We start from the raw sequence: 26,733 nt of genomic DNA, 5'->3' as shown, positions 1-26,733 counted from the left end.
AAACGCGGCGACACACTTTATCTGGTATGCCAAAGACGCCTTTCAAGAGTTTGATGAAGGCACGAGATAAGGACACTTGGCATGAGCCAGCCCACCATCGATATCTATACGAAATTTGCCTGCCCCTTTTGCGTGCGGGCCAAGTATTTGCTCAGCTCGAAGGGCGCTGAGTTCAACGAGTACGACATCACCATGGGCGGAGAAAAGCGCGAAGAGATGCTCGCGCGCGCGCCCAATGCGATGACAGTTCCGCAGATCTTCATCGGCGAGACGCATGTCGGCGGCTCGGATGATCTGGCTGCGCTTGACGCGGCGGGCAAGCTTGACGCCCTGCTGGCTGGCTAAGCACTCGGCGTGACCAGGATCGCTCTACTCCAGATGACTTCGGGGATCGATCCCGAGGCGAACTTTGCTGTAATCGAGCAGGCCGCACGCGATGCCAAAGGGGGCGGAGCGGACATTCTCTTTACGCCCGAAATGGCGCTGTTGCTCGACCGCGATCGTTCGCGGGGTCGTGCTGCGATGGAAGAACCAACCTACTGTGAATATCATGACCGTTTTTGCGCGCTGGCCGAAACGTACGATATCGATGTAGCATTGGGCTCCATGCCACATCCGCTGGAAGGAGGCATGCTTGCCAACCGTTCCTACTATTTTCGCGCCGACGGAGAAGGGCCGGGGTATTACGACAAAATCCATATGTTCGATGTGGAGCTATCAACTGGCGAAAGCTGGCGAGAAAGCGCAGCCTACAGGCCTGGCGAGCGCATCTTCGTCGACATCAACACGCCGCTCAACACTATCGGTTTCACGATCTGCTACGATTTGCGCTTTCCGGCGCTGTTTGATGAACTTGGGCGACACGATTGCTGGGCCATCGCGGTCCCAGCCGCGTTTACCAAACCCACGGGCGCAGCGCATTGGCACGTCCTTCTGCGCGCCCGCGCCATCGAAGCGAGCGCGTTTATCATTGCCGCTGCGCAAGTGGGCAAGCACGAGGACGGGCGCGAAACCTATGGCCACAGCCTCGTCGTCGATCCATGGGGTGAAGTGCTCCTGGACATGGGCGGTGAGGAACCTGGGCTGGCTTTCTGCGATATAGACTTGAAGCGCATTGGCGAAGTGCGCTCTCAAGTGCCCAGCCTTGCCAACAAACGACCGATACCCAAATACTAAGCACCATGATTGTATTCGACCTTCACTGCGAACACGGCCATCGTTTCGAGGGCTGGTTTGGTTCCTCGGGCGATTTCGAAGATCAGCTCAGCCGTGGCCTTCTGGCGTGCCCGGAGTGCGGGACCGCGAAGGTGAGCAAGGCGCCCATGGCGCCCGCCGTACCAGTCAAAGGCAACGCGGCGCCAACCGCCGTCCCAAGGGTCTCTGCGCCGGTTGCCTCGGATGAGGCCGCGCCCGATGCCCCGCTCGCTAATCGCGAGATGCCCGCGGAAGTCCAGCGCGCCATGGCCAAACTTGCCGAGGCGCAGGCGAAGGCGCTCAAGGACAGCACCTGGGTCGGCGGTGACTTCGCCAAGCAATCGCGCGAGATGCATTACGGCGAGCGTGACGAGGGTCCCATTCACGGACAGGCGAGCCTCAAAGAGGCCAAGGAGCTGCTTGACGAGGGCGTTCCGGTGGCCCCCCTGCCATTTCCCGCCGCTCCGCCCGAAAAGCTCAATTGATCGGCAAGGCCCTGGTGCTAAGAGGGTCCGGCCACAAGGCGCGTCCCCGTAGCTCAGGTGGATAGAGCGTCGGATTCCTAATCCGAAGGCCACAGGTTCGAATCCTGTCGGGGACACCAGACACGACCGGTCTCTTCAGAAGGCCGGGCGCGTCTGGAAGACGGCGGCGGGTTCAGCCCCGATCGGAACCGGAGCGAAGCGGAGGCGGGCGAAGCCCAATCGTGTCGGGGACACCAATCTCGTTCGAGAAAAAAAGAACGCTCGGCCTATCCGGAAAGCGGTTGCCCGCTTGGAAAAATCCGCCGGAGCGTCCTTGAACAGCCTGCTATCAAGGCTGGTGATACGAAGAAGACCTGTCGGTACGAACCGTAAGTCTCAGCCGAAGGGGGCGGGGCTGAGCCTCGGTTAAACCGCAAAGCGCCTTCAAGACCTGGTATAGGCCGCTTTCGCCAATATCCGCCTAACGAGCGCTAGGTAGTGGTCCTCATTCGCTGTCACGCGGGCCTGACAGTCTCGTAATGCGGCCCCCAGGTGCGCCAAGCAATCCCGGCGAGCGCGGTCACGCAAGTGCAGGCCGCGACCAGCGCAAGGGCGGTGCCGTTCCAGCCATAGGCGGCGTAAATCTCCGTGCCCAGGCGGCTTCCAATAGCGCCGCCGATAAACATCAAGGCGATGTACACGGTCGTGAGGCGCGTGCGGATTTCGGGTGCGACGGAAAGAAAGGTCATACGGCTCGACACATCGATAGCCGGGCCTACCGTGGTGGTGACGAGGAGCGGAGCAAGCAACAGCCACAGATTGTCGCCAAAAGGCAGAAACAGCGCCGTGCCCGCCGCTTGAATACACCCGAAGATGAAACGCGCGCGCCGCGCCCCGATACGGTCCGCGATCTGGCCGAAGCGCGGGGTCGTCAAGACGCTGAGCGCAGCCATCCCGGCAAGATAGCCGACAACGTCAGTGCCGTATCCCATGGTGTCAGAGGTGAGGTGGAGGGCGAGCGCCAACCAGAGCGCAATGAATTGGCCAAAGCCGAGACCCTGAATAGCGCCCGAGACAAGAACTTCGGGATGCGAGCGGATCAGGGGAAAGATCGACACAACCAAAGCCATGTATCCGCCTTTGGGCTGTGTCACCGGGGATGCCGAGGCCTCTTGCGCGGGCACAATCCACGGCATCGCCACGGTCACGGCCAGCATCGCCGCGCTCGCGCACCAATAAACGACGTGCCAATCGTAAAGATCGGCCACCACACCGGCGCCGACTCTGGCAACCAGCAGCCCGAACAACACGCCGGCGGTGAGCGTCGCGGTCACGTAGCCGAGCCGCTCGGGCGCGACGCGCTTGGAAGCGTAGGCCGGTAGGAGATAGGGCGCGATCGTGAAGAAGCCGAGCCAGGTGGATCCAGCCGTGAAGGTCGCGAAATCGGGCGCAAAGGTCATCGTCAGCAGGCCAGCGCACTGGCACACGCTGAAGATGATGGTTAGCCTTCGATTGGAGTACCGGTCCCCCAGCGGCAGCAGCAGGAGAATGCCAACCGCCAAGGCCAACTGATTGAGCGCAGGGACGATCCCGATGCGCGCGTCGCTGACGCCAAAGTGCTCCGCCACCTCTCCGATGATCGGGTGGATGTAGTACGCGTTGGCGGTCACCACGGCGATAGCCAACGCCAGCCAGAGTTCTTGCCGCCGGGTAAGGTAAGCGGTGACGGATTGGGTCAAGGGCGCGCGCTCAGCTTGTGATGCCCGCCGCCTTGGCCATATCGATCACGCCTTGCGCCAGTTCGACCGGGCGGTCTTCCTGACTGAAATGGCCGCAGGTGGAAAGCGTTGCATGCGGTTGCCCCTTCGCCCCGGCGACCCGATCGATGAGCGCGGGGGCGAGGCCTCCGGTTACCGGATCGTCTTCGCCGAACAGCGTCAGGAAGGGCTTGTCGAACGCGGCCAGACCGACCCAGGCGCGCTTGTTCTCCTCGATCCCGTCCATGCCGTCCTCGACTGGTACCAGCTGTGGAAACGCGCGCGCGCCCGCTTTGCTTGGTTCGTCGGGGAAGGGCGCATCATACGCCGCCACCTCGGCGGGCGTGCGCTCGGTCGCGGTGGCGCGCTGGAGCAATTCGCCAATCTGGAATTCGGGTGAGGACTTCGCGAATTCGCGCCAGGCCAGGAAGGCGGGCGAAGGGGTGCCGCCGGTCGGAAGAAAAGTGTTGCTCGTAACCAAGAATGTGAAACGCTCAGGCTCATCGCCGACCATCCGCAGGCCCAACAGGCCGCCCCAGTCCTGGCAGAACAGCCCGGCTTTCTCGGGCACGACCGCGTCGCGCCATTGCTTGAGCCAGCTGGTGTGACGCGCATAGGTATAGAAGCCGACTTCGTCCGGCTTGTCGCTCTTGCCAAAGCCGATGAGATCCGGCGCAAGGCAACGAAATCCGGCTTCGACAAGGATGGGGATCATCTTGCGATAGAGGAAGCTCCAGCTTGGCTCGCCATGAAAGAGCAGGACGGGCGGAGCGTCGCTTGGACCCTCGTCCAGATAGTGCATTCGGCCTGTGTGTCCCTCGCCAAGATCAATCTCAAGCCAGTTTTCGGCAAAGGAGTAGTCGGGCAGGTTTGCAAAACGCGCTAGGTCCGATGTCAGGATTTGCATGATTCTTCTCTCCTCTTGGCCGATAAACTCAGTATCACGTTGCAACTGATCGGCCAGCCCCACGCGTCAGCATTTTTGCTTTGCAAGAGCAAACACAGGCTGTGGACTAGAGGCGCTCGGGCGGGCAAGCCGCGCGGCAAGAGAGGATTTCAGACCATCATGAAGAACGAGACCGAAGAGTTGGCGGAGATCCGCCGCGCTGTGCGCGCGCTGTGCGAAGACTTCCCCGGGGAATACTGGCGCGCAAAGGATGCGGTGCGTGAATATCCTGGCGAATTCGTTGACGCGCTGACCAGGGCGGGGTTTCTCGCCGCGCTGATCCCGGCCCAATATGGCGGTAGCGGTCTCAGCCTCGATGCGGCCTGTGTGATCATGGAGGAAATCCAGGCAACCGGCTGCAATGGCGGCGCGGCGCATGCGCAGATGTACATCATGAACACGCTGCTGCGCTATGGCAGCGAGGATCAGAAGGCGACCTACCTGCCCCGGATCGGCGACGGCTCACTGCGCTTGCAGGCCTTTGGTGTTTCCGAGCCGACCAGCGGGACCGACACGCTCAGCCTCAAGACCCGCGCCGTCAGGGACGGCAACGAGTATGTGATCAACGGCCAGAAGATCTGGACGAGCCGGGCCGAGCATTCCGACCTCATGCTGCTGCTCGCGCGCACCACCCCGCGCGAGGCGGTCGAGAAGAAGACCGAAGGCCTCTCGATGTTTCTGGTCGACATGCAGCGGGCGCTGGGGAACGGGATGGAGATCAAGCCGATCCGCACGATGATGAACCATTCCTCGTGCGAGGTTTTCTTCGACGATCTGCGCATCCCGGCCACCGCTCTCGTAGGCGAGGAGGGCAAGGGCTTTCGCTACATTCTGTCGGGCATGAACGCGGAACGCATCCTGATCGCTGCGGAGTGCATCGGCGATGCCAAGTGGTTTATCGAGCGCGCCAGCGCCTACGCCAGCGACCGCAATGTGTTCGCGCGGCCCATTGGCCAGAACCAGGGCGTGCAGTTTCCCATCGCGCGCTGCTACGCGCAGATGCGCGCCGCCGAACTGATGGTGCACCACGCCGCCCATGTGTACGACGAAGGCGGCAATCCGGGCGAGGAAGCCAACATGGCCAAGCTGCTTGCCTCCGAAGCCAGCTGGGCCGCGGCCGACATGTGCGTGCAGACCCATGGCGGGTTTGGCTTTGCCGAGGAATACGATGTGGAACGCAAATTCCGCGAGGCGCGGCTTTACACGGTCGCGCCGATCTCAACCAATCTGATCCTCTCCTACCTTGCCGAACACGTGCTTGGCCTTCCGCGTTCATACTGATCGCGGCAGGCGCGCAGGACGGCTCAAATCCCTCAGCTTAAGCGATAAATCGCCGCGCCGGTCCTTTAGTCCTTGAACCACGACGCCAACTGTGATTCTGTGAAGGACATGACGGGGCAGGAATTCATCACGGGATACAGCGAGCGGCCTCAGGTCGCCTTGCCGAACAACCCCTTGCGGCTGTGGGCTGCCCTGTTCGTGCTGCTGGCGCTGGCGGGACTTGCCATTATCGGCCCGTGGGGTGTGCTCGCGTGGTATGAGAACTCGGCGGTCCTTGATCAGCGGCAGGACAAGATCACGATCCTCAAGGAGGAGATTTCGGCGCTTCAAAACCGGGTGGACCTGCTTGATCCCGAGAGCGTCGATTCCGACCTTGCCGGAGAGCTGGCTCGCCGTGACCTCGGTGTCCTGCATCCCGATGAAGTGGTGATCACCCTTCCCGAAGACTGAGCCGCGCAAGAGCGCTCAATCGCAACACATTTTTGGCCTTGCGCAGCAACGCTTTGCGTTGCGTCTTGCGCGCGCATGGTTCAAAGCGGGCCGCGAAATGGGAACGCTGAGCGACCCGGCGCCAGTTACTCTGGTGCGCCCGGCGCTCGGTCTTGAAGGGATCACCGCCATGGCCAAGCCGTCCAATTCCTCTGATACCGATCCAATCGCGCCATCCGACGACCCGGACTTCATCCTTCATTCGCTTCAGGATGCGTTCGAGAAGGCGAAACGCTTCGAGGCAAGCGAAGAGCAGATGTTGCAATTCTATGAACAGATGCTGCTCATCCGCCGGTTTGAGGAGAAGGCGGGCCAGCTTTACGGCCTGGGGCTGATCGGTGGGTTCTGCCACCTGTATATCGGCCAGGAAGCGGTCGCGATTGGCCTGCAATCCGCGCTGGATAACGACAAGGACAGCGTCATCACCGGCTATCGCGACCACGGCCATATGCTCGCCTACGGCATCGATCCCAAGGTGATCATGGCCGAACTGACGGGTCGTGAGGTCGGAATCTCCAAAGGCAAGGGCGGGTCGATGCACATGTTCTCGACCGAGCACAAGTTTTACGGCGGGCACGGCATTGTCGGCGCGCAGGTGGCGCTTGGCGGCGGTCTCGCCCTGGCGCACCAGTATAACGAGGATGGCGGCCTGTGCCTTGCCTATTTCGGCGATGGCGCGGCGAACCAGGGTCAAGTCTACGAGACCTTCAACATGGCCGCGCTCTGGAACCTTCCCATAGTTTTCGTGGTCGAGGATAACCAATACGCCATGGGCACATCGACCGCCCGCTCGTCGGCTGAGACACGTTTCTATCGCCGCGGCACCTCCTTCCGGATCCCCGGCATGGAAGTGAACGGGATGGACGTTCTCGAAGTGCGCGCGGCCGCCGAAGTCGCTTTCAAGCATGTGCGCGAGGGCAAGGGCCCGGTTCTGATGGAGCTCAACACCTATCGCTATCGCGGGCACTCCATGTCCGACCCCGCCAAGTATCGCACGCGCGACGAGGTTCAGGAGCAGCGTGACCATCACGATCCGATCGAGGGCCTCAAGAAGACCCTGATCGAAGGCGGCAAGACCGAGGAAGAGCTAAAGGCCATCGACAAGGCGATCCGCGCGCGCGTCGCAGAGGCGGCGGACTTCGCCGAGAATTCGCCCGAGCCCGAGCCTTCCGAGCTCTACACCGACGTGCTGGTGGGAGAATACTGAGCCATGGCGATCGAACTCAAGATGCCCGCTCTCTCGCCGACCATGGAAGAAGGAACGCTTGCCAAGTGGCTCAAGGCTGAAGGCGATCCCATCGAGCCGGGCGATATCATTGCCGAGATCGAGACCGACAAGGCGACGATGGAATTCGAGGCCATCGATGAAGGCGTCCTCTCCAAGATCGTGATCGCCGAGGGCACCGAAAATGTCGCGGTCGGCACCGTCATCGCGATGCTTGATGGGGAGGGCGAGGAAGCCTCACCCGCCTCGGCTCCCACACCAGCGCCCACTCCCGCACCAACGCCGGCACCGGCACCTGCGCCGACGGATGAGACGCCCGTGAGTGCGACGCCCGCCGCTGCCCCCGAGGTGCCTGCGGACACAAGCGTCACGTCGATCTCGGTGCGCGAGGCTCTGCGCGACGCGATGGCCGAGGAAATGCGCGCGGACCCGAGGGTCTTCGTGATGGGCGAGGAAGTCGCCGAATACCAGGGCGCCTATAAGGTCACGCAGGGCTTGCTCGACGAGTTCGGCCCCAAGCGGGTGATCGATACGCCCATCACCGAATACGGGTTTGCTGGCATCGGCACGGGCGCGGCAATGGGGGGGCTTAGGCCGATTGTCGAATTCATGACCTTCAATTTCGCGATGCAGGCCATCGACCATATCGTGAACTCGGCGGCCAAGACGAACTACATGTCGGGCGGCCAGATGCGCTGCCCAGTGGTGTTCCGCGGCCCCAACGGCGCGGCAAGCCGGGTCGGTGCGCAGCACTCGCAGAATTACGGACCCTGGTACGCCAGCGTTCCCGGCCTCATCGTGATCGCGCCTTACGACAGCTCTGACGCAAAGGGTTTGCTGAAAGCCGCGATCCGCTGCGAAGACCCGGTCGTCTTCCTCGAAAACGAGCTTGTCTACGGACGCAGTTTCGACGTGCCCGATCTTGACGATCACGTCCTTCCGATCGGCAAGGCGCGGATCATGCGCGAAGGCTCGGACGTCACCATCGTGAGCTATTCGATCGGAGTCGGCCTCGCGCTGGAGGCGGCGGAAACGCTTGCGGGCGAGGGTATCGACGCCGAAGTGATCGACCTTCGCACCCTGCGTCCGCTAGACCGGGATGCCATTCTCACGAGCCTTGCCAAGACCAACCGCCTCGTCATCGCCGAAGAGGGTTGGCCGACCTGCTCCATCGCCAGCGAAGTGGTCGCGATCTGCATGGAGGACGGCTTCGACGACCTTGACGCGCCGGTTCTGCGGGTCTGCAATGAGGACGTCCCGCTGCCTTACGCAGCCAATCTTGAGAACATGGCGATCATTGACACCGCCCGGATCATCGAGGCGGTCAAGAAGGTGTGCTACGTCTAGTCGGGCCGACCGGCGAAATGAGGCAGGACCGAAGTCAGGTAACAGGCAAGCTCAGGGCCGACCCGCCTGATAGACGTTGCACCGGGCGACACCTGTTGGTGGATTGGTTTGATAAAGCCCCGCGAGGTCGCGCTCGTCGCGCACGTTGAACGCGGCGGTGTAGCGGATTTCGTTGCCATCAAGAAAATCGAACGGGGTCAGAGACTGATAATCGTAGGAGACCTCTACAAACATGACAGCCGTTCCCGCCGCAGCCTGGATTTCCTCTCCCGGCTCACCCATTCCTTGAAAGGAGGTGCCGCTGGCGCCAGTGCCTTCCACTCCATAGCTGGAATCGAACGGTTTTGCGCCGCGACAACGCTGCCACGCGATCCACTGTCCATTATCGGCGTTGCGTTGAAGGCTGGAAACAATCACGCGTCCGTGATCGAACAGGCCAATCCTGTCGCCCGCCTTTTCGGCGCCGACGAGGGAGGAATTGATATCGTCCTCGAACACGCGCTTCGCCTGAAGCTCGCTGGCTTCGCCCACACGCGATGTGTTGTCCGCGACCTGCATCGCGATCTGACTGATCTGCATGTGGGTTATCGTGTAGTAGGCGGTCTCCGAACCCATCAGGCCGAGCGAAAGCACGATCGGCGCGGTAAAGGCAAACTCGGTCAGGGCTATGCCCGATTGCGCCTGTGCCAAGCGGCGCCCGAACCATTTCCAGACGGGCTTATTCGCGGCCGCGCCCCCTGGCGCTGCGATCACGGGATCGGCAGGGCGATCACGGTGTGCAATGAAGCGCGCGATCATGGGCAATTCCCCTGAACCGAGATCATTTTTTGTTCGTCGTAGGGCTGGTTGCGCAAGACCGTCGAGGCGCGCAGGGTCACATCCTGCGGCATCCCGGCAACGCTGTACATCGGGAAAAGCCGTTTGTAACTGACGACCGCGGTGTAGAGCACCGCGTCGCGCGCGCCGCCAATACCCTGCGCGCCGCGATTGGAGTCCCACTGGCCGTTGGCGTTCGCGTCGATGAAAACTTCGTTATTGTTGCAAACGCCGTCGCCGTTGTCGTCGTCATACTCCTCCGCTTCGCCGATATCGCTGAATTCGTAGTGCGAGAGCTTCTCAAGCTGGATTGTCGCGCTGCCCGGCACAACCGTGCGGACCCGATCAATAACGAGCTGGTCGATATCGGACACCCGGCTTCCGGCGCTTTCCAGGGTCAGGTCACGCCCGGCGGCCTGCATCGTCCCGTTCATCATCGCGCTGGTGTATTGAGTGTGGGCCATGTCGAAGATGCCCATCAACATGAGGATCAGCACTGGGGCCACGAACGCGAATTCCACCAGCGTGACGCCATCATCGTCCTTACAAAGCCGTTTCCGCATGATCTGTCCTTTACTGGGTCAGCCTGAGGGCAGCGATCTTCTGCGCGATCTTCGTGAACTGCTCTTCGAGTTCAGCGGAATCGCTTGCCGAGAAGGCGCGACCGGGCGTGGCGCAGTCGATGAGGTTCTGCGTCAGGGTCGTCCCGAAAGCGACCACCCAGACCGAGATATTCTCCTGCCGCGCCAGACGACAGGCGGCCTGGAAACGCTCGGCGTGACGGCTGTATTGACGGCTGTTGCTGCCATTGCCCGTGACATACCGGTCGTACCACTCGATACCGTAGGTGGAGTAGATGTTGTTGCGCGGCACAAGCGCACCATCGGTCATGAAGACGATGTGACGCGCGATGGATTCTCCATTGGGAGCAGCCACGTTGTCCGCGGCGAAAATCCCGCGCGGCGTGATGAAGCGCGCTCCCCAGAGCATGCCGATGTCGTGATAGGTGTTCCCGCCCGCAGACAGGCTGTTGACATAGTTCTGCATGTCCGTGCGCGAGAGCTCCTCAAGGCGGAACGCGGGTGTGGGGCAGCGATAGGAAGGCCTGCTCTGGCTTGAGCGAACACTGGACGGGACCGGGCTGCGTGTGCTGCCGCTGTTGTTGCGACGCCGCCATACGGCGCGGCTCAGCATGGGTTTCCAGCGCGAAGCCTGCGAATCCGGCACCAGGTTGATGTTCATATCCAACGCTCCCACCGGGATGGGATCGAAGGAGGATGCGGCCACCGTTTGCGCCTCTTCAATGCAGCCGTCCCAGGTGTAGCTCTGCATCGCTCCGTTGCTGCCGATCGGAAGATCGACCGTCGGCGTGGCGTCGTACAGCGTGGTCAAATCGATCGATTCCCATCCGGGAGGCGACCCGGGGGGGTTGCTGGCTCCGGGCGGATTGGCGGTGTCGACCCGATCGTAAATCCACTCGTCGAACTGGATGCCCATGTTCTGCAGCTCTTCGACGACCTCGAAGGTCACATCGGCCCGGTATTCGTAGATGTCCCAGCCAACGCGGCACCGACCGCCATCGTTGTAGATGGAACGCGGCTCGCCGCGCCACAGTGTCTCGTTATCGTCGTCGTATTCGGTGTAGCGGAAATTGCCTTCGGTGCGGGTTCCGTTCTGCCCCTGGTGAAGCCCGAGATTGGTCTGCACCTCGTCCGTGAACGCTGCGGGCTCGAGTGCGGCGCACGCTGAGCGTGAAGAGGCTGTCGTCTCCGACTGGAGTTCAAAGCCGATATCGTCTTCTGACCTGCGGTTGTCGATGTCGGTGATCTGCTGACCGATCTCGACCCATTCCTGCTTTTCTTCGAACTTCGCCCAGCGTGACTGGAAAACCGCGTCCTCGGCCATCCAACTCGGATCGGCGGCGACCAGCTCGGCCCCGACATTCACGTTGTACGAGTAGGGCACCGCACCATAGCGCACCTGAGCCCTGGGTGACGTCGCGTCCGCCACGGTTTCGTAGAAGGTCATCACCGCTTCGCGCAGACCCTGGATCTTCGAGGTGCTGCCCGAATTGCAGCTTCCGCCCGACGGGTTGCACGCCATCGAGCCGGTGACGTCGAGCACGAACATGATGTCGGTGTTCGAGATATTGATGTCGGCGGTGCAGTCGACCGACAGATTGAACTCTTCGTAGCCGAACATTCCCATGAGGCTGGTGGGCATGACCGCGGATGCGGTCCCCTGAACTTCGCCGTCCGCAGTGCCGGCATAGACCGTGTTCTGGTCTGTCACGCCAAACATGCCGTCTTCGAAGTTCTGCTTGAAGAACCGCTCGCCGATCCGTCTGTGCTCGGCCGAGAAGGCGAGATCGTCCATGGCCCGGCGCGCCGCCAGCGCGCCGGCGTCGCAGGCCGCTTGCAAGCGGGTCTCGGCCATGTAGAAGCGGCTCGCATCGACGGCGCCCCCGACCATGGCGAGCAATGGCACCATGGACGCTGCGCCAATGGCTAGGGTGTTGGCTGACGCATCCGTAAGAAGCGCCTTCAGAAATCCGCCCCGATAGTCTGCCGGGATTTGCTCTGGCTGGCTCATGCGGTGACTGTCCTTTGCCCCGTTTCGGCGCGACATAGCGCCCGTACACACATCTGCATTGCGGGCCTTAGACGATGGCTGGTTATCGAAATCCGAAGCGACGTCGTTAAGAAACGCTTAAAGCCCTGTTGGAAGCCCCTAACCGGGGCCATCGTCCCGCGATTGGACAACCGGCTTGACAAACCCTTCCAATCGACGCGTATCCGCGCGCTCTATGGCTCCCGAGTTATCCGAACCTCTCCCGGACGAAGCGCGTTTGGCGCTTGCTCATACGCCGCAAAGTGTGCGCGGGGCGTTAACCACACTTCTTGAGTTCGATGCCCGGCTTGGGCGCCTAGTGTCCGCCTCGACGGAGCCGATGCTGGGGCAGATGCGGCTGGCCTGGTGGCGCGATGCGTTAGGGATGGCCGTGAGCGATAGGCCGCGCGGGGATCCGGTGCTCGATTCGCTCGGGGAGCTTTGGTCCGGGCGCGAAAGCGGGCTTGTCGCCCTGATCGATGGCTGGGAGCGGATGCTGGAAGAGCCGCCGCTGCCGCGTGAGGCCGCGATGGAATTTGCCGAGGGCCGCGCACAGGCGCTGGCGGACCTGGCCACTCTTGCGCAGCTCGACGAGCGCGTCGCCGAAAACGTAAGAGCCGCGGGGCGGCTGTGGGCGGTGGCGGACGCAGCCAGCCGTATAGAGGACGAGAACGAGCGCAAAACACTGCTTTCGCTCGGAGCCGACCTGCCTCGCCCAGCCCGGCTACCATCACCGCTACGCGGGGTCGCCATCCTTGGCGCGCTGGCGGACCGCGCGCTCAAGGCGGGCGGTGCTCCGCTGTTGGCCGGGCGGGGCGCGGCGCTGGTGGCGCTGCGCGCTGGCTTGTTAGGGCGTTGAAAGCCGCTATGTTTCGATCCTGGGATGGGACGCAGAGGGGTCGAATACAATGCGGCAGACAGTGCTTGGGGTGTTCGTCGGGCTGATCCTGGCGGGCGTGGGTGTGTTTTGGTGGCAGGGCCGCGCGCAGGTGGAAGAACTGGCTCCGCCACCGCCCGAGCCCGAAGAGGCTGCACCTTTGCCCGAAGAGCTGCCAATCGCCGATCCTGCCGATCTGGAAGGTCCGGAACCGCCCGAGGCGAGCGCTCTGACGCGTGAGGAAAAGCGCTTCTTTCGCTACGACCGCGATCGCGATCGTATCATCACGCGCAACGAAATGCTCTCGACCCGGTCGGACGCGTTTCGCAAGCTCGATGTCGATGGCAACAATCTGCTGACGTTCGAGGAATGGGCGGTCGCGACGGTCAACCGCTTCGAAGGCGCGGACGCGGATGGCGATGACCGGCTGACACCGGCCGAGTTTGCCACCACAGCGCCCAAACGCGCCGCGCCAAAGCCTGCGTGCAAGTGCTGACCTTGACCTAGGCCGCGACCGGTTCGTGCGCTGCGTTGATCCACGCGGCGAGATCGGCCTTGGCGCGCGCGGTGTAGGCTTCCTTGCGCTGTTTCTTCTTCACCTCGTGAAGCGGGGGGAAGAGCCCGAAATTGACATTCATCGGTTGAAAAGTCTGCGCGTCCGCATCCCCGGTAATATGGCTCAGAAGCGCGCCGAGCGCGGTCGAGGCGGGCAGGGGGTGCCAGTCGCGTCCCGCCAGCTCGCTGGCTGTCATAAGCCCCGCAACCAACCCGATCGCCGCGCTTTCAACGTAACCTTCGCAGCCGGTCACTTGCCCCGCAAACCGGATATGCGGCGCGGCCTTGAGGCGCAGCTGGCGGTCAAGAACTTCCGGGGAATTGAGGAATGTGTTGCGGTGCAACCCGCCCAGCCGAGCAAACTCTGCTTTCTCAAGGCCCGGGATGGTGCGAAACAGCTCCACCTGCGCGCCGTATTTCAGCTTGGTCTGAAAGCCGACCATGTTCCACAGCGTGCCCAGCTTGTTGTCCTGGCGCAGTTGCACCACGGCGTAGGGCCAGCGTCCCTGCGGATGCTCTTCGCTGGTGTCGTATGGATTGTCGAGCCCGACGCCCTTCATGGGGCCATAGCGCAGCGTTTCCACACCGCGCTCGGCCATCACTTCGATCGGCATGCAACCGTCGAAATAGGGCGTGTCCTTCTCCCATTCCTTGAATTCGGTCTTTTCGCCCTCGATCAGCCCCTTGTGGAAGGCGAGGTACTGCTCCTTGGTCATCGGGCAGTTGATATAGTCGCCGTCCTCATTGGAAGCCTCGGTGGTCTTGTTCCAGCGCGACTGGATCCAGCATTTCGACATGTCGATGCTGTCGCGGTGGACGATAGGCGCGATCGCGTCGAAGAAGGCGAGACGGTCTTCACCGGTCGCCTTGACAATATTTTGGGCCAGGCTCGCTGCGGTAAGAGGCCCGGTGGCGACAATGGTAAGACCGCTTTGTGGAAGAGCGTCGATCCGCTCGCGCAAGATCTCGACATTGGGATGCTGGTCCAGCGTCCTTTGCACTTCGTGAGAGAACACATCGCGATCCACCGCCATGGCGCTGCCCGCCGGGACCCGCGCGACTTCGCCCGCGCGCATGATGAGACTGTCGAGCGCGCGCATCTCGTGATGAAGCAGGCCGACCGCGTTCTTCGTGTCGTCGTCGGAGCGGAAGGAGTTGGAGCAAACGAGTTCGGCGAGCCCATCGGTCTGATGCGCGGGCGTCATCTCACCGGACCCCCGCATCTCCGAGAGCCGAACCTTGACGCCGACCTGCGCGAGCTGCCAGGCGGCTTCGGACCCGGCGAGCCCGCCGCCGATAACGTGAACATCGTGTGTCATGATGGCGCGAGAGGTAATTGCGTGATAGCCCTCGCGCAAGGGTCGGCTGATGGCTCATGAGAAGGGGATCGGGTTTGGCCAGACGCGCTTTGATCGAGCATCGCCCCTGGCTTGCGGCCAGTCTTCTTGCGGGCGTCGCCTATTACTTTTTGTGGAACAACGCGATTGGCGGGATCTGGTTGATCCTGCTCAAGGGCGCAGGGGTAGGCTTCCTTGCGATTTACGCTCTGCGCCGAACCAAAGGACTGGACGGCGCGATCCTGACGCTGGCGCTGGCGCTCAGCGCGGCGGCGGATGCGGTGCTGGAGATCGATTTCGAGCTGGGCGGGGTCTTGTTCTTTGCCTCGCACTGGGTCGCCGTCGCGCTTTACTTGCGCAATCGAAAACCTGACGCGGCGCGCAACCGGAAGCTGTTGGGGGCCTTGCTCCTGATTGCAACGCCCGTGGGAGCCTATGCCTTGAGCGGTGACCCGCTGATCGGCGTTTACGCAATATCGCTCGGCGCGATGGCCGCGACCGCCTGGACAAGTCGCTTCCCGGTGTCGCGCGTGGGGCTGGGCGCGCTGCTGTTCATAGTCAGCGATTGGCTGATCTTCAGCCGGATGGGGCCGCTCGACCTTGCGCCGCTGCCCGATATTCTCGTGTGGCCGACCTATTACGCGGCGCAATTCATGATCGCGACCGGCGTTGTGCAGACCCTACGCTGCGAGCGGATGAGAAACAGCGTGCAGGCCGATGCCTAGCCGCCGGGCTCGCCGTCAATATTCTTGTCCGAATGGGCGGTCGTGTCGGGCGTTGTCTCGTCCCCGCCACCGCGCCTTTCGACCATCTCTTCGACAATTGCTTCTTCCGCTTCGTTTTCAGGCTCTTCAGTTTCATCGATGCGCGCCACGCTGACAATCTGTTCGCCATCGGCGACATTGAACAGGCGATTGCCCGACGAGGCGCGGCCGTAGATCGCCCAGCCTTTGAGCTCCTCGAAGCCGTTCTCGACAAGGTGGCGGAACTCGACGCCCAGGCGGATCAGCTTGCCCTGATCGGTCACCAGCATGATCTGATCACCATGGCGCACAGGAAAGCTCGCCACCACCGGACCGTTGCGATCCTTTTCCGTCGGCTCGCCAATGTTGACGACCCCTTTGCCCCCGCGCCCGGTGACGCGATATTCGAAGCTGGAGCTGATCTTGCCGTATCCGCGTGAGGAGATGGTGAGGATGAACTGCTCCTTCTCCGCCATCTCGGCCATGCGCTCTTGCGAGAGCTCGGGCACCGCATCGTTGTTCTTCCACGGCGCGGCGCGCAGATACTTCTCGCGCTCCTCCAGCGTCGTGCCGGTCTGGTTCAGGACCGCCAGACTGACGACCTTGACGTCGCCCTTGGGGCCCATGCCCTGAACGCCGATACCGGTGCGGCTCTTGGTCTCGCGCGCGTCGGTCGCGGCGAAACGGATCGCCTTGCCGGTGGTGCTGGCGAGGAACACTTCCTGGCTTTCGTCCACCAACTGCACGCCGATCAAACGATCGCCCGAGCCCTCGACAAACCCCATCGCGTATTTCCCGTTGGAGGGAACGTTTGCAAATGCGTCCATCGAATTGCGGCGCACCATGCCCTGACGGGTCGCAAAGACGATGCCCAGTCGCTCCCACTCCGCCTCGTCTTCGGGCAGAGGCAGGACGTTGGTGACCGCCTCTTCCTCGCCCAGAGGCAGCAGGTTCACCATCGGGCGCCCGCGTGTCTGCGGCCCACCTTCGGGCAGTTTCCAAACCTTGAGGCGATAGACACGGCCGGTATTGGTGAAGAACAGCACGGGGTTGTGCGTCGAGGTGACGAACAGCTCGGTCACCGCGTCCTCGTCCTTGGTCGCCATCCCCGAGCGGCCCTTGCCGCCGCGCCCTTGAGCGCGGAAGGTGTCGAGCGCGGTGCGCTTGATGTAGCCCCCGTGCGTGACCGTCACGACCATGCCCTCACGCTCGATGAGGTCTTCATCCTCAAGGCCGTCCCAGGCGGGCGCGATTTCGGACACGCGCGGCGTTGCATAGGTGGCGCGCACCTCTTCGAGCTCTTCGCGCATGACGCCGTACAACTTCACGCGGTCGGCCAGGATCGAGAGCAGATATTCAATCCGCCCGGCGAGCTCTTTGAGTTCATCCCCGATCTCGTCGCGCCCCAGCGCGGTCAGGCGGTGGAGGCGCAGGTCGAGGATGGCTTTCACCTGCCGCTCGGACAGCTTGTAGGTGCCGCCCGCTTCGTCGGCGCTGGGTTCGATCGCCTCGACGAGCTTGATGTATTGGGCAATCTCGCCAATCGGCCATTCCTTCGCAAGCAGCTTGCCGCGCGCCTCCGCCGGGTTGGCGGCGCCCCGGATGATGGCGACAACCTCGTCCAGGTTCGACACCGCAACGACAAGCCCGAGCAAGAGGTGCGCGCGTTCGCGGGCCTTATTGAGCTCGAACTTGGTGCGCCGCGTGATGACTTCTTCGCGAAAGCTGACGAAGCTCTTGATAATCTCGCGCAGGGTCAGCGTTTCCGGCCGTCCTCCACGGATTGCGAGCATGTTGGCCGGGAACGAGGATTGCGCCGGGGTGTAGCGCCAGATCTGGTTGAGCACGACGTCCGGCGAGGCGTCGCGTTTCAGGTCGATAACCACGCGCACGCCTTCGCGGTTGGTCTCGTCGCGAATGTCGGCAATGCCTTCGATCCGCTTGTCCTTGGCCGCTTCGGCGATCTTCTCGACAAGACCGGACTTGCCCACCTGGAAGGGGATCGAGGTGAGCACGATTGACTGGCGGTCGCCGCGCTTGGTCTCGATCTCGTGGCGCGCGCGCATCAGGATCGATCCGCGCCCGGTGGTGTAGGCCGCCTTCGAACCGCTCGACCCCAGGATCAGCGGCGCGGTGGGGAAGTCGGGACCGGGAATGAACTCGATGAGTTCCTCGGACGTGATCGCCGGGTTCTCGATGAACGCGATGCACCCATCGATCACCTCGCCAAGGTTATGGGGCGGCACGTTGGTTGCCATGCCGACCGCAATCCCGCCGGCGCCGTTGACGAGCAGATTGGGGAAGCGCGCCGGCAGAACCTGAGGCTCCTGCCGAGAGCCGTCGTAGTTCTCAGCGAAATCGACCGTGTCCTTGTCAAGGTCATCGAGCAGCGTGTTGGCCACGCGCGCCAGACGCGCTTCGGTGTAACGCATCGAGGCCGGGGGATCGGGGTCCATCGAGCCGAAATTGCCCTGGCCATCGACCAGCGGCACGCGCATCGACCAGTCCTGCGTCATGCGCGCCAGAGCGTCGTAGATCGCGGCGTCGCCATGCGGGTGGTAGTTGCCCATCACATCGCCGACGATCTTGGCGCTCTTGCGATAGGGCCGCCCGGCGACAAAGCCGCCTTCCTGGCTGGCGAACAGGATGCGGCGATGGACGGGCTTCAAGCCGTCGCGCACATCGGGCAGGGCGCGGGCCACGATCACGCTCATCGCGTAATCGAGGTAACTCGTCTTCATCTCATCGACGATATCCACCCGATCGAAATCGCCTGATGCACCGCCCGGTTCTCCGGGTACGTTGGGGTCTTCTGGGGTGTTGTCGTCGCTCAAGAGATAAGGCCCGTTGTGTCTGGTTTGGGTGAGGTTCTCCCCACACCCTGTTATCTAGGGATGCGGCGCGGCAAGCGCCACCGAAGCCTGGGATCAAAACCGGAACATCAGGTCGTTTTTCCACATATGCGGAGGAGCGTCGCTGACGCTTGTGAGGCGCACGGCGTGGCGCTTCCATTCAAAGGGTGTTCAGCCCGGTTTGCCTAGAGAGAATTGCAAAACGCGCGCAATGCCGTCAAAGCACGTCGCGTTAGTTAATCGCCTGGGCGCATCCCCAAAACAACAGGCGCTGTTGGCAAATCACCCTAGGGAGACCTATCGTCATGACATCATTCACGCTGCGCAAGCAGGCCTCGAAACTCGTGCTCGCCATCGCGCTGGCCACCGGCACCGCCATGGTGGCTGGCCACATTGCGCCGGACGAGGCGCACGCCCAGAGGAAAAAGAAGAAGGACAAGAAGGACAAGGACGCGGGCAAGCCGCAATACTCGAAGGAGTTTGTGGCTGCGTTCACCGCCCTTGATGAAGCCTCGAAGGCGGAAGGCGCCGATATCCCCGCGCTCAGATCGCGGCTCGATGAGATTTTCGCGATGGCCACGAGCGGTGACGAGAAGTTCCAGAGCGGTCTTCTCGCTTACAACATGGGCGTGAAAGACAACAATCTCGAACTGCGTCTGCTCGGCATGGAGACCATGCTGGCCAGCGGCAAAACGCCCCCTGAATCGGTTGGTCAGTACAACTTCATCGCATTCCAGACCGCATCCGTGCTCGAGCAGCACGAAAAATCGCGCGACTATCTCCAGAAGGCGATCGATCTGGGTTACTCCGGCGATGGCACCCAATCCGATCTGCTGGTCGCCATGGCGCAGACCTATTTCAACACCGATGAGTACCCCCGTGGTCTGCAATATCTCGATCAGGCGATCGCGGCCAAGAAAGCGGCGGGCGAACCGGTCGAAGAACGCCTGTTCGACATCGCCTTCTCGGTTTCGTATCGCGAGGACCTTCAGCCGCAGGTCTACGATTACGCGGTTGCGCGCGCGCAGATGTTCCCGACCGATGCCAACTGGACGAACGCGATCAACGTGGTGCGCGTGCTCAATGAATACGGGCCGCAGCCCACGCTCGACATTTTGCGCCTCAGCCGGATGGTTGGCGTCCTGGATGATAAGCAGGAATACATCATCTACGTCGAGACCGCTGACGCGCGTCGCCTGCCCCAAGAGGTGAAGGACGTGATCGAGCAAGGCTACGCCATCGGCGCGATCGAGCGCGATGATACCTATATCTCCGACCAATTGCGCATCGCCAACGAACGCATTCCGGTCGACCGCGAGGAACTGCCCGCGCTCGAAGCCGACGCACGCGCGGCGGATGCGAGCTTTGCCACGGTGCGCGCGGCGGGCAGCGCGTTTCTGAGCTATGGCGAGTTCGCCAAGGCGGTGGAGTTCTACCAGAAAGCGCTTGGCCTTGCTGGCGGCGACACGGGCGAAACCCTGACACGCCTGGGCATCGCGCAGGTTGGTCTGGAGGACTACGACGCGGCGCAGGCCACCCTCGCCAAGGTCACCGGTGACCGCGCGCCAATCGCCAAGGTCTGGGCGGGGTACGCCGGATATCTTGGGGCCGACAGCGCGAGCGCAGCAAGCGCAGACGCAGCCGCGCCCGCAACCGAAGCGGTGGCGGACGCCGCAAGCTAGGGGCTTGGTTCCAGACGACGACTGGCTTGAATACGAAAAGGGCGCTGGGACTGCTTCCGGCGCCCTTTTTCTTGCTTGCTGGCGCGCGGGAGCAGGCTAGCGCAAGCGCTTGACGTAAACCTGGTTGTCGTCGCGCTGTTCAACCGTAAAGTTGTCAAAGCTCTCGAACATGTCCTTAAGGCTCTTGAAGCCGTAATTGCGCACATCGAAGCTGGAGCGGTTCCCGGCAATCTGGCCAACCTGCGAGAGCCGCGCAAAGCCGCCATCGCTTTTCGCCTCGGAATAGGCCGCGGTGATGAGTTCGAGCAGATCGTCATCCACCGCATCGGACTGGATTGTGCGACCCTTCTTGCGCTCGTTCTCGCGGTCCTGAGCGTTGGTCGCGATCAGTTTCTTGATGTCGATGAAGCGCGTACACACGGCCTGAAAGGCAAGCGGCGTCTTGCTCTCGCCGAACGCGTACACGATGATCCCGTCCTGGCGCAGGCGGGTGACGAGCGGTGTGAAGTCGCTGTCGGAAGTCATGATCCCGAACCCGTCGACCTTGCCTTGGTAGAGCAGGTCGATCGCGTCGATCGTCATCGCCATGTCGGTCGCGTTCTTGCCTCGGGTGACATCGAATTGCTGCTGCGGCCGGATACCGAACTTGTTCGTGATCTTGTCCCAGCGCGCCAGATTGTCCTTGGCAAAATTGCCATAGGCGCGGCGGATGTTCACCTGACCCAGCTCGGCCATCACGGTCAGCACCGGGTCGATGCCCTCTGGTGTCGTGTTGTCGGCGTCGATGAGCAGGGCGATGTTCTTGAGTGCGGCTTCTGGCATGGCGCGCTACATGGGCCTCAGCACAGGGTAGGACAAGCGCTTATTGCGCGGCTTCGACTTGCGCGCTGTCTTCGGGCAGGAATTCGCCCGTCTCCTCGTCGAGCGAGTAGAGCACTCCTTCCATGATCGAGAAATGCGCCCCGCGCAGTTTGAGCGTTCCGGCCTCTTCCTTCGCCTTGAGCCAGGGAAAGGTCCTCAGGTTCGCAAGACTCTGACGGATCGCAGCAAATTCCATCGCCAGTTCCGCCTTGCGTCCCACGGTCCCGTGCTTCGCGGCGACCGGTTCGCGCGCCCCGGCGAGCAGATTGATCCAGTTGGACACGAACCCGCCTTCGCCCGGCTGCGCGGCGGCGAAATCCTGAGTCAGCGCCGCTTTGCATCCCCCACAGCGCCCATGCCCCATGACGACGATCTGGCGGACCTCGAGCATCTGCACCGCGTATTCGACCGCCGCTGAAACGCCGTGATGACCGGGCGTCGTCTCGAACGGGGGCACCAGCGCGGCGACGTTGCGCACGACGAAGATATCGCCCGGATCGACATCGAAGATCTGCGCCGGGTCCACCCGGCTGTCCGAGCAGCCGATGACCATCAGTTTGGGGTGCTGGCCTTCTCGCGCGGTTTCCTCGAACCGCGCGCGCTGGCGCGGATAGGTTTGCTCGCGAAAGCGCTGATAGCCCTTTAGAAGCTCGGCAAATTCCGGCACGTTCAATCCCCTCCCATCGCCGGGAAATGGCTTGATCAGAACCTTTCCCCGAATGAGCATAACGTCCCATATTGAATGGCGAAAGCCAAGGGCTGGCGGATCTTCGCTTGCGATCTTCGCCTATCTGCAACGCGTGTGCGGTCCCGCGCGCTTGCGGGCCGGGCGACGCGCGCCTAGATGGGACGCCATGAACGATCTCGCGAATATCCCGAACGCGGCCCCGGACGGCGAGCGCCCGCCGCGTCAGCGCAAGCCCGACTGGATCCGCGTGCGCGCTCCGGTCAGCAAGGAATACAACGAGACTCGCAAACTGATGCGCGAGCTCAATCTGAACACCGTGTGCGAAGAGGCGGCGTGCCCCAATATCGGCGAGTGCTGGAGCAAGAAGCACGCAACCGTGATGATCCTTGGCGATGTCTGCACCCGCGCCTGCGCGTTCTGCAACGTCAAGACCGGGATGCCGCGCGCCGTGGATCCGATGGAGCCGGAAAACACCGCCGTTGCCGCTGCCAAGATGGGTCTTGAGCACATTGTCGTCACCAGCGTTGACCGCGACGATCTGCCCGATGGCGGGGCGGGGCAGTTCGTCAAGGTGATCGAAGCGCTGCGGCGCAACACGCCGAACACCACGATCGAGATTCTGACCCCCGATTTTCGCGGCAAGATGCGCGCGGCGGTCGAGGCTATTTGTGAGGCGGGACCAGACGTTTACAATCACAACCTCGAAACGGTGCCACGTTTGTACCCCACGATCCGGCCCGGCGCGCGCTATTACGCTTCGCTGCGCCTCCTCGAAGAAGTGAAGGCGCACAACCCCCTGATCTTCACCAAATCGGGCATCATGCTGGGGTTGGGTGAGGAACGCCTGGAAGTCCATCAGGTGATGGACGACATGCGCAGCGCCGAAGTCGATTTCATCACGATGGGTCAATATCTCCAGCCCACGCCAAAGCACGCCAAGGTGGAAGAATTCGTCACGCCCAAGGCGTTTGATGCTTACGGCTCGATCGCGCGCGCGAAAGGCTTCCTCCAGGTCGCCTCAAGCCCGCTCACGCGCTCCAGCTATCACGCGGGTGACGATTTCGCGGTGATGCGCGCGGCGCGCGAGGAAAAGCTCGCTAAAGAGGCCATGAGGCCGCGCAAGCAGGACCGGCTCAAAGTCTAAGCGCGCTCTCTATGCCGTCTATTCGCGAAGTCCGTCGCCTGCCTTACACCCCTGAACAGATGTTCGATCTGGTCGCCGATGTGGGCAGCTATCGCAAATTCCTGCCCTGGGTGGTGGCCACGCGAGTGCGCTCGAACAGCGAGACCGAAATGCTCGCGGACATGGTGGTCGGTTTCAAATCCATCCGCGAAAGCTTCACCAGCCGGGTCACCAAGGATCGCCCGCACGAAATCCGGGTGCATTACGTCGATGGCCCATTGTCCGATCTCGACAATATCTGGGTGTTCAAACCTTATGGGCGCGAAAGCTGCGAGATTGAGTTTTTTGTCGACTTCACGTTCAAGAACAAGGTGTTTGAGCGCATAGCGGGGCAGTATTTCGACCGCGCCTTTCGCAAGATGGTGAACGCGTTCGAAAAGCGCGCCGCACAGCTCTACGACACCGAAAACGCGCTGCGTTAGTCGCGCACCGGCAACAGCAATTCCAGCGCGCAGAGCGTGGCCTGGCGGCGGATTTCGGCGCGGGCGCGGGCAGGGTCATCGCCGCCGTCAAAATGTTTAAGCTCGCCTTCCTCTTCACCGGACTGTTTGCGGAAGGCGCGTGCAAAGACAACCGTGCCCACCGGCTTCAGATCGGTGCCGCCACCGGGCCCGGCCACTCCGCTGATCGCGACCGCGACATCGGCGTTGGAGCGCTGCAAGGCGCCCTGCGCCATGGCCCAGACACACGCAATGGAAACCGCACCAAAGGTCTCGATAATGTCGCTCGAGACCCCGAGCATATCCATCTTTGCCTCGTTCGAGTAGGTGACGAACCCGCGGTCCAGCACCGCCGATGAGCCTGCGATTTCCGTGATCGCTCCGGCAACAAGGCCGCCGGTGCAGCTTTCCGCGGTGGCCACCATGCGGCCCGCGGCCTGGTTTTCAGCGACCACGCGCGCGGCGAGCTCATCGATCTCGTGCGAGAGGAGCCCTGCGCTCATTCGACCTCGTCTTCTTCGCTCAATGGTCCCTCAGGAATGACCGTAACGGTGCCATCGGGACCGCACACTGGCGGGTTGTCGAGGTCCACCATTTCCAGAATGAAGGCGACCAGACCGCCCACGTTTTCCGCGGGCAAGGGGCTCAGAAGCTCGGCGCCGCGGCTGATCTTCTCGCAGGTGTCGGGCTTGATCTCTTCGGCCAGCATCTGCGCGGCGAGGCCATCGACAAACGGGCGCAGCGATTCCTCGGGCAGGGCTGCAATCATTTGCCCCATGCCGTCATCGCCATCGGCCTCTTGCTCGATAAACACTTTCAGAAACCGGAACGTGCCTTGCCACCGCTCGTCCTGCTGGACACGAAACTGCTCAAAGAAATTGCGGCCGTCTGCGCTGCGCAGGAAGCTGTCCGGGCCCATCTGCGCATCGCATGTCTGCATCGTCGCATCGTAGGCGAGCGGCATTGCGTACACCACGGCATCGGCGGCGTCCTCGGCGACGACGCAGGCTTGCTGCGCGTGCGCGGCCTGCGCGCTGGCAAGAGCGGCAAGAGCAAGGGCAGAGGCAGGGGCGATAAGGCTTCGAGGCATCAGGTGGTCTCCAGCAACAGGGTCAGGAAAGAGCGGTTAACAGCACAATGGCTTGTGCGGCAATGCCTTCGCCGCGTCCGGTGAAGCCGAGCCGTTCGGTCGTCGTGGCCTTGACGCTGACCGCGCCCGAATCAAGCCCGGTCAGGCGGGCGATTTCAGCGCGCATGGCGGGGCGGTGGGGGCCAATCTTGGGCGCTTCGCAGATGATCGTGAGGTCGATATTGCCAAGCGTGTAGCCCGCCTGCTGTGCGAGCAAGACCGCGTGCTGGAGGAATTGGCCCGATCGCGCGCCCTTCCATTCGGGATCGCTCGGCGGGAAATGGGTGCCGATATCGCCTTGGCCGATCGCGCCCAGCACTGCGTCTGTGATGGCGTGCAGCGCCACATCGGCGTCGGAATGGCCGGCAAGGCCGTGCGTGTGGTCAAGCTTGATCCCGCACAGCCACAGCTCTTCGCCTTCTTCGAGGCGGTGGACATCGTAGCCTTGGCCAATTCGGACCGGCTCTGTTGTGGCTTGATCCATAAGGTCTTCCGCAAATGTGATCTTCTTGAGGCGCTCATCGCCTTGAACAAGGGCGACGCGGCCGCCAGCCGCCGCCAGGACTTGCGCGTCATCGCCCGCATCGGGTTCGCCCTCCCACGCGCGGTGCGCCTCGACGATATTCTTATAGCGAAAGGCCTGCGGCGTCTGCACGCGTCGCAAGGTCTCGCGTTTGGCTGCGCCGGTCATGGTGTCTTCCTCACTCGCGACAGCCAGACTGTCGACCACGGGCAGGGTCGGGATCGCGCCCGGATGCGTCTCCAGCGCCGTCAGCAGGCGCTCGATCACCGCCGGCGGGAGGTCGGGGCGGGCGGCGTCGTGGATAAGCACACGCTCGGGCGCGAACTCGGCCAGCGCGTCGAGACCGGCGCGCACCGAACCCTGGCGCGTGGCGCCGCCGTTGACCGTGATCAGACCGTCAGGGCCACCCGCAGCGTCGCGCGCTTCGTCGTGAAGGCCTTCGGGCACGACGATCAGCAGCGGGTCGCAACCCGCCTCGATCAAGGTCTGGACCGAATGCCGTAGGACCGGCTTTGCGCGAAAGTTGCGAAACTGCTTGGGCGTGTCGCCCCCCACTCTCAGCCCCTTGCCCGCCGCAACAACAACCGCAGCGAAGGTGGGGAGGGGAGGGGAACCGGTCATGGCGAATGAGCGCTTAGGGACTGGACGGATTTTCCGCAATCCACTATGCGCCTGCACAAATTTTAGGCAATTTCTCGCATGACTTCGCTAACCGACACCAGCCCCTCGCGGCCCACTTTGAAGCCGATCCAGATCGGTCCTGTGCGCGTGGACGAACCGGTTCTGCTCGCGCCGATGACCGGTGTGACGGACAAACCCTTCCGCGTGCTCGTGCGGCGCTATGGCTCGGGCCTCAACGTTACCGAGATGATCGCCAGCGAGGCGGCGATCCGAGAGACGCGCCAGTCGATCCAGAAGGCCGAATGGGATCCCACGGAAAACCCGGTGTCGATGCAGCTTGTCGGTTGCGATCCGGGATCGATGGGGGAAGCTGCCAAGCTTCAGGAAGGCAATGGCGCGGCGATCATCGACATCAATTTCGGCTGTCCGGTGCGCAAGGTGGTGGGCCAGTACGCGGGCAGCGCGCTCATGCGCGAAGTGCCGCTCGCCACAAAGCTGATGGAGGCCACCGTCAAGGCGGTCGATGTGCCCGTGACGGTCAAGATGCGCATGGGCTGGGACCACCAGAGCCTCAACGCACCCGAGCTTGCCCGCATTGCAGAGGATCTGGGCGTCAAGATGATCACCGTGCACGGTCGCACCCGCAACCAGATGTATAAAGGCAGCGCGGATTGGTCCTTTATCCGCAAGGTCAAGGAGGCCGTCTCTATCCCCGTCATCGTCAACGGCGACATCTGCACGATCGAGGACGCTGCGCGCGCGCTCGAGCAATCGGGGGCGGACGGTCTGATGATCGGGCGCGGGGCCTATGGCAAACCGTGGCTGCTGGGGCAGGTGATGCACTGGCTGCGCACCGGCGAGAGGATCCCCACGCCCAGTTTCGATGAGCAGTACGCCACGCTGATCGAGCATTATGAGCGCATGCTCGATCACTATGGCGCCAATGTCGGCGTCAAGATCGCGCGCAAGCATCTGGGCTGGTACACCAAGGGTATGCACGGTTCGGCCGAATTCCGGCATCACGCCAACACGATCGACGATCCGCGCGAGGTGCTGGGCGAGATCGAGCGCTTTTACGCTCCATTCCTCAATCGCCGCGCCGCGGCCGCTTGA

General features: G+C 62.6%; 26 protein-coding genes and 1 tRNA gene. 15 read left to right on the top strand and 12 right to left on the bottom strand.

Features of this window, described 5'->3' with window-relative positions:
* The first annotated feature begins 81 nt into the window (after nucleotides 1–81).
* From grxC to QNI87_RS04515, 4 genes are all read left to right on the top strand, one after another.
* Nucleotides 82–345 carry a glutaredoxin 3 gene (grxC, locus tag QNI87_RS04530; RefSeq protein ID WP_300594576.1) on the top strand — a complete coding sequence of 88 codons (264 nt, stop codon included), beginning with the start codon at nucleotides 82–84 and terminating at the stop codon, nucleotides 343–345.
* Nucleotides 346–354: 9 nt separating this feature from the next.
* On the top strand, nucleotides 355–1,176 hold the full coding sequence (locus QNI87_RS04525) for a carbon-nitrogen hydrolase family protein (RefSeq protein WP_300594573.1): 822 nt from the start codon (nucleotides 355–357) through the stop codon (nucleotides 1,174–1,176).
* Between the two features lie 5 nt (nucleotides 1,177–1,181).
* The gene (locus QNI87_RS04520) at nucleotides 1,182–1,679 is read left to right on the top strand and encodes a DUF1178 family protein (RefSeq protein WP_300594570.1); all 498 of its coding nucleotides are present in this window, start codon (nucleotides 1,182–1,184) and stop codon (nucleotides 1,677–1,679) included.
* Between the two features lie 42 nt (nucleotides 1,680–1,721).
* A tRNA-Arg gene (locus QNI87_RS04515) sits at nucleotides 1,722–1,798 on the top strand.
* A 375-nt stretch (nucleotides 1,799–2,173) separates the two neighbouring features.
* Here the strand turns inward: QNI87_RS04515 and QNI87_RS04510 are convergent.
* The gene (locus tag QNI87_RS04510; protein WP_300594567.1) at nucleotides 2,174–3,397 is read right to left on the bottom strand and encodes an MFS transporter; all 1,224 of its coding nucleotides are present in this window, start codon (nucleotides 3,395–3,397) and stop codon (nucleotides 2,174–2,176) included.
* Nucleotides 3,398–3,407: 10 nt separating this feature from the next.
* A complete protein-coding gene (locus tag QNI87_RS04505; protein WP_300594564.1) occupies nucleotides 3,408–4,322 on the bottom strand; it encodes a haloalkane dehalogenase in 915 nt (304 codons plus the stop codon).
* Nucleotides 4,323–4,481: 159 nt separating this feature from the next.
* Here QNI87_RS04505 and QNI87_RS04500 point away from each other — a divergent pair, with 159 nt between their 5' ends.
* The 4 genes from QNI87_RS04500 to QNI87_RS04485 all read left to right on the top strand — a co-directional run bounded on the left by QNI87_RS04500 (nucleotide 4,482) and on the right by QNI87_RS04485 (nucleotide 8,703).
* Nucleotides 4,482–5,642, top strand: a complete 1,161-nt coding sequence (locus QNI87_RS04500) for an acyl-CoA dehydrogenase family protein (protein ID WP_300594561.1) — start codon at nucleotides 4,482–4,484, stop codon at nucleotides 5,640–5,642.
* Nucleotides 5,643–5,750: 108 nt separating this feature from the next.
* A complete protein-coding gene (locus QNI87_RS04495; protein ID WP_366146167.1) occupies nucleotides 5,751–6,092 on the top strand; it encodes a septum formation initiator family protein in 342 nt (113 codons plus the stop codon).
* Nucleotides 6,093–6,261: 169 nt separating this feature from the next.
* A complete protein-coding gene (gene pdhA, locus QNI87_RS04490) occupies nucleotides 6,262–7,338 on the top strand; it encodes a pyruvate dehydrogenase (acetyl-transferring) E1 component subunit alpha (RefSeq protein WP_300595308.1) in 1,077 nt (358 codons plus the stop codon).
* Nucleotides 7,339–7,341: 3 nt separating this feature from the next.
* Nucleotides 7,342–8,703, top strand: coding sequence for a pyruvate dehydrogenase complex E1 component subunit beta (locus tag QNI87_RS04485; RefSeq protein WP_300594557.1), 1,362 nt, complete (start codon nucleotides 7,342–7,344; stop codon nucleotides 8,701–8,703).
* A gap of 51 nt (nucleotides 8,704–8,754) precedes the next feature.
* Here the strand turns inward: QNI87_RS04485 and QNI87_RS04480 are convergent, their stop codons facing one another.
* From QNI87_RS04480 to QNI87_RS04470, 3 genes are read right to left on the bottom strand one after another with little or no spacing between them, the layout of a single operon-like run.
* Nucleotides 8,755–9,501 (bottom strand): hypothetical protein, encoded by a 747-nt coding sequence (locus tag QNI87_RS04480; RefSeq protein ID WP_300594554.1) that lies wholly within the window; start codon nucleotides 9,499–9,501, stop codon nucleotides 8,755–8,757.
* Nucleotides 9,498–10,082 (bottom strand): TadE family protein, encoded by a 585-nt coding sequence (locus QNI87_RS04475; protein ID WP_300594552.1) that lies wholly within the window; start codon nucleotides 10,080–10,082, stop codon nucleotides 9,498–9,500. Before QNI87_RS04475 ends, QNI87_RS04480 begins: the two co-directional genes overlap by 4 nt.
* Nucleotides 10,083–10,092: 10 nt before the next feature.
* A complete protein-coding gene (locus QNI87_RS04470; RefSeq protein ID WP_300594549.1) occupies nucleotides 10,093–12,111 on the bottom strand; it encodes a pilus assembly protein TadG-related protein in 2,019 nt (672 codons plus the stop codon).
* Between the two features lie 256 nt (nucleotides 12,112–12,367).
* Here QNI87_RS04470 and QNI87_RS04465 point away from each other — a divergent pair, with 256 nt between their 5' ends.
* A complete protein-coding gene (locus tag QNI87_RS04465; protein WP_300594546.1) occupies nucleotides 12,368–12,988 on the top strand; it encodes a squalene/phytoene synthase family protein in 621 nt (206 codons plus the stop codon).
* Between the two features lie 49 nt (nucleotides 12,989–13,037).
* Nucleotides 13,038–13,502, top strand: coding sequence for a hypothetical protein (locus QNI87_RS04460; RefSeq protein WP_300594544.1), 465 nt, complete (start codon nucleotides 13,038–13,040; stop codon nucleotides 13,500–13,502).
* Nucleotides 13,503–13,509: 7 nt separating this feature from the next.
* On the opposite strand, the gene trmFO is transcribed toward QNI87_RS04460, so the two are convergent.
* A complete protein-coding gene (gene trmFO / locus QNI87_RS04455; protein WP_300594541.1) occupies nucleotides 13,510–14,880 on the bottom strand; it encodes a methylenetetrahydrofolate--tRNA-(uracil(54)-C(5))-methyltransferase (FADH(2)-oxidizing) TrmFO in 1,371 nt (456 codons plus the stop codon).
* 74 nt (nucleotides 14,881–14,954) lie between these two features.
* Between trmFO and QNI87_RS04450 the strand changes: the two genes are divergently transcribed.
* Nucleotides 14,955–15,623 carry a lysoplasmalogenase family protein gene (locus QNI87_RS04450; protein ID WP_300594538.1) on the top strand — a complete coding sequence of 223 codons (669 nt, stop codon included), beginning with the start codon at nucleotides 14,955–14,957 and terminating at the stop codon, nucleotides 15,621–15,623.
* On the opposite strand, the gene gyrA is transcribed toward QNI87_RS04450, so the two are convergent.
* Nucleotides 15,620–18,400 carry a DNA gyrase subunit A gene (gene gyrA / locus QNI87_RS04445; RefSeq protein WP_300595307.1) on the bottom strand — a complete coding sequence of 927 codons (2,781 nt, stop codon included), beginning with the start codon at nucleotides 18,398–18,400 and terminating at the stop codon, nucleotides 15,620–15,622. The genes QNI87_RS04450 and gyrA overlap by 4 nt on opposite strands.
* Nucleotides 18,401–18,798: 398 nt before the next feature.
* Between gyrA and QNI87_RS04440 the strand changes: the two genes are divergently transcribed.
* Entirely contained in the window at nucleotides 18,799–20,175 is a 1,377-nt protein-coding gene (locus QNI87_RS04440; RefSeq protein ID WP_300594535.1) for a hypothetical protein, read from the top strand.
* Nucleotides 20,176–20,271: 96 nt separating this feature from the next.
* Here QNI87_RS04440 and QNI87_RS04435 read toward each other — a convergent pair whose 3' ends face one another.
* A complete protein-coding gene (locus tag QNI87_RS04435; protein ID WP_300594533.1) occupies nucleotides 20,272–20,997 on the bottom strand; it encodes an NYN domain-containing protein in 726 nt (241 codons plus the stop codon).
* Nucleotides 20,998–21,037: 40 nt separating this feature from the next.
* Nucleotides 21,038–21,703 carry a carbonic anhydrase gene (locus QNI87_RS04430; protein WP_300594530.1) on the bottom strand — a complete coding sequence of 222 codons (666 nt, stop codon included), beginning with the start codon at nucleotides 21,701–21,703 and terminating at the stop codon, nucleotides 21,038–21,040.
* A 187-nt stretch (nucleotides 21,704–21,890) separates the two neighbouring features.
* On the opposite strand from QNI87_RS04430, the gene lipA reads away from it, so the two are divergent.
* Nucleotides 21,891–22,868: a lipoyl synthase gene (gene lipA, locus QNI87_RS04425; RefSeq protein WP_300594527.1), complete on the top strand. Its 978-nt coding sequence runs from the start codon at nucleotides 21,891–21,893 to the stop codon at nucleotides 22,866–22,868.
* 11 nt (nucleotides 22,869–22,879) lie between these two features.
* Entirely contained in the window at nucleotides 22,880–23,329 is a 450-nt protein-coding gene (locus QNI87_RS04420) for a type II toxin-antitoxin system RatA family toxin (RefSeq protein ID WP_300594525.1), read from the top strand.
* Here QNI87_RS04420 and QNI87_RS04415 read toward each other — a convergent pair.
* Genes QNI87_RS04415 through QNI87_RS04405 form a run of 3 tightly spaced genes read right to left on the bottom strand, consistent with a single transcriptional unit; the run spans nucleotide 23,326 to nucleotide 25,620 of the window.
* On the bottom strand, nucleotides 23,326–23,850 hold the full coding sequence (locus tag QNI87_RS04415; protein ID WP_300594522.1) for a CinA family protein: 525 nt from the start codon (nucleotides 23,848–23,850) through the stop codon (nucleotides 23,326–23,328). The genes QNI87_RS04420 and QNI87_RS04415 overlap by 4 nt on opposite strands.
* Nucleotides 23,847–24,437, bottom strand: a complete 591-nt coding sequence (locus tag QNI87_RS04410) for a hypothetical protein (protein ID WP_300594519.1) — start codon at nucleotides 24,435–24,437, stop codon at nucleotides 23,847–23,849. Before QNI87_RS04410 ends, QNI87_RS04415 begins: the two co-directional genes overlap by 4 nt.
* A gap of 22 nt (nucleotides 24,438–24,459) precedes the next feature.
* Nucleotides 24,460–25,620, bottom strand: coding sequence for a bifunctional 2-C-methyl-D-erythritol 4-phosphate cytidylyltransferase/2-C-methyl-D-erythritol 2,4-cyclodiphosphate synthase (locus QNI87_RS04405; RefSeq protein ID WP_300594516.1), 1,161 nt, complete (start codon nucleotides 25,618–25,620; stop codon nucleotides 24,460–24,462).
* A gap of 78 nt (nucleotides 25,621–25,698) precedes the next feature.
* Here QNI87_RS04405 and dusB point away from each other — a divergent pair, with 78 nt between their 5' ends.
* Nucleotides 25,699–26,733 carry a tRNA dihydrouridine synthase DusB gene (gene dusB, locus QNI87_RS04400; protein ID WP_300594513.1) on the top strand — a complete coding sequence of 345 codons (1,035 nt, stop codon included), beginning with the start codon at nucleotides 25,699–25,701 and terminating at the stop codon, nucleotides 26,731–26,733.

It is taken from the genome of Erythrobacter sp. (assembly GCF_030066995.1).
Taxonomy (GTDB): domain Bacteria; phylum Pseudomonadota; class Alphaproteobacteria; order Sphingomonadales; family Sphingomonadaceae; genus Erythrobacter.
The sequence above is the reverse complement of the archived record's forward strand: the minus strand, read 5'-3'. Positions and strand labels throughout refer to the sequence as shown.

Coding starts and splice junctions, on each gene's coding strand:
- grxC (WP_300594576.1), top strand. CDS start 82: ATGAGCCAGCCCACCATCGATATCTATACGAAATTTGCCTGCCCCTTT.
- QNI87_RS04520 (WP_300594570.1), top strand. CDS start 1,182: ATGATTGTATTCGACCTTCACTGCGAACACGGCCATCGTTTCGAGGGC.
- QNI87_RS04505 (WP_300594564.1), bottom strand. CDS start 4,322: ATGCAAATCCTGACATCGGACCTAGCGCGTTTTGCAAACCTGCCCGAC.
- QNI87_RS04500 (WP_300594561.1), top strand. CDS start 4,482: ATGAAGAACGAGACCGAAGAGTTGGCGGAGATCCGCCGCGCTGTGCGC.
- QNI87_RS04495 (WP_366146167.1), top strand. CDS start 5,751: ATGACGGGGCAGGAATTCATCACGGGATACAGCGAGCGGCCTCAGGTC.
- pdhA (WP_300595308.1), top strand. CDS start 6,262: ATGGCCAAGCCGTCCAATTCCTCTGATACCGATCCAATCGCGCCATCC.
- QNI87_RS04485 (WP_300594557.1), top strand. CDS start 7,342: ATGGCGATCGAACTCAAGATGCCCGCTCTCTCGCCGACCATGGAAGAA.
- QNI87_RS04480 (WP_300594554.1), bottom strand. CDS start 9,501: ATGATCGCGCGCTTCATTGCACACCGTGATCGCCCTGCCGATCCCGTG.
- QNI87_RS04475 (WP_300594552.1), bottom strand. CDS start 10,082: ATGCGGAAACGGCTTTGTAAGGACGATGATGGCGTCACGCTGGTGGAA.
- QNI87_RS04470 (WP_300594549.1), bottom strand. CDS start 12,111: ATGAGCCAGCCAGAGCAAATCCCGGCAGACTATCGGGGCGGATTTCTG.
- QNI87_RS04460 (WP_300594544.1), top strand. CDS start 13,038: ATGCGGCAGACAGTGCTTGGGGTGTTCGTCGGGCTGATCCTGGCGGGC.
- trmFO (WP_300594541.1), bottom strand. CDS start 14,880: ATGACACACGATGTTCACGTTATCGGCGGCGGGCTCGCCGGGTCCGAA.
- QNI87_RS04440 (WP_300594535.1), top strand. CDS start 18,799: ATGACATCATTCACGCTGCGCAAGCAGGCCTCGAAACTCGTGCTCGCC.
- QNI87_RS04435 (WP_300594533.1), bottom strand. CDS start 20,997: ATGCCAGAAGCCGCACTCAAGAACATCGCCCTGCTCATCGACGCCGAC.
- lipA (WP_300594527.1), top strand. CDS start 21,891: ATGAACGATCTCGCGAATATCCCGAACGCGGCCCCGGACGGCGAGCGC.
- QNI87_RS04420 (WP_300594525.1), top strand. CDS start 22,880: ATGCCGTCTATTCGCGAAGTCCGTCGCCTGCCTTACACCCCTGAACAG.
- QNI87_RS04415 (WP_300594522.1), bottom strand. CDS start 23,850: ATGAGCGCAGGGCTCCTCTCGCACGAGATCGATGAGCTCGCCGCGCGC.
- QNI87_RS04410 (WP_300594519.1), bottom strand. CDS start 24,437: ATGCCTCGAAGCCTTATCGCCCCTGCCTCTGCCCTTGCTCTTGCCGCT.
- QNI87_RS04405 (WP_300594516.1), bottom strand. CDS start 25,620: ATGACCGGTTCCCCTCCCCTCCCCACCTTCGCTGCGGTTGTTGTTGCG.
- dusB (WP_300594513.1), top strand. CDS start 25,699: ATGACTTCGCTAACCGACACCAGCCCCTCGCGGCCCACTTTGAAGCCG.